The sequence below is a fragment of the Burkholderia sp. LMG 13014 genome (genome assembly GCF_905232215.1).
Taxonomy (GTDB): domain Bacteria; phylum Pseudomonadota; class Gammaproteobacteria; order Burkholderiales; family Burkholderiaceae; genus Burkholderia.
The window spans coordinates 1-1,121 of the sequence record NZ_CAJNKE010001043.1 but is presented as its reverse complement, the minus strand read 5'-3'; the positions used below and the strand labels follow the sequence as shown (position 1 = coordinate 1,121).

General features: G+C 63.3%; 2 protein-coding genes. Both read left to right on the top strand.

Features of this window, described 5'->3' with window-relative positions; translation table 11 throughout:
- Window positions 1–231: 231 nt before the first annotated feature.
- Entirely contained in the window at window positions 232–831 is a 600-nt protein-coding gene (gene rpoE, locus JYJ84_RS37245; protein ID WP_006490873.1) for an RNA polymerase sigma factor RpoE, read from the top strand.
- An 86-nt stretch (window positions 832–917) separates the two neighbouring features.
- On the top strand, window positions 918–1,121 hold a 204-nt coding region (locus tag JYJ84_RS37240), incomplete at its 3' end, for a sigma-E factor negative regulatory protein (RefSeq protein ID WP_205190353.1).

Genomic DNA, 1,121 nt, shown 5'->3' with positions numbered 1-1,121 from the left:
ACAGCACCAGCAACAGGCTGCTCCAGTGCGCATGGCCCGTCACGCGGCCGCTGCTGATTCCGGCCGATGCGCTCGATGCCGCGTCGTTCAGCGCGCTTTCCGTGCTGGCGAGAACGGCGGGCGCGGCGGGGCGGGCGTGACGGCGGCGCGGTTACGCACCGTAACCAGCGTCCGGCGCGGGAACGCTACAATATTGCTCCGCGTTGCATCCCTAGTTAACGGATTTGTCAGGTGAGTGAAAAAGAAATCGATCAGGCTCTGGTCGAGCGCGTACAGAAGGGCGACAAGGCAGCGTTCGAACTCCTGGTCTCCAAATACCACCGCAAGATCATTCGGCTGATCTCGCGCCTCGTGCGGGATCCCGCCGAGGTCGAGGATGTGGCCCAGGACGCGTTCATCAAGGCGTATCGTGCGCTGCCGCAATTCCGCGGCGAATCGGCGTTCTATACGTGGTTGTACCGAATTGCCGTCAACACGGCGAAGAACTACCTTGCGACGCAAGGCCGCCGGGCGCCGACCTCGACCGAGGCCGATGCGGAGGAAGCGGAAACTTTCTCCGACGCAGACCAACTAAGGGATATCAACACGCCTGAGTCGATGTTGATGAGCAAGCAGATTGCCGAGACGGTCAACGCTGCGATGGCTCTGCTGCCCGAAGAACTGCGTCAGGCAATCACGCTGCGCGAGATCGAGGGCCTGAGCTACGAAGAGATCGCGGAAATGATGGGCTGTCCGATCGGGACGGTCCGGTCGCGGATCTTCCGTGCACGCGAGGCAATCGCTGCCAAATTGCGTCCGCTGCTCGATACGCCCGAAGGCAAGCGCTGGTAAGCGCGACAGGCGGAGCGACGCGGGTCGGGGTCTAGTTACGGATAGAGTCGTGAAGTCACGACGGGGTGTGCAAGATGGGGAGCATCATGGGGTCGGTCAATACGCAGTCGCAAGCGTGCTCGCGCGGCGAGCGCCTTTCCGCGCTGGTCGATGGCGAAATGTTCGATGGCCCGGACAACGGGCAGTTTCTGGCTGAGCTCAACCGCGCGGATCGCGCTGCGTGGGCCCATTACCACCTGATCGGCGATGCGCTGCGCTCCGACGAGCTCGCGCTGTCGCCCGCGCTGAGC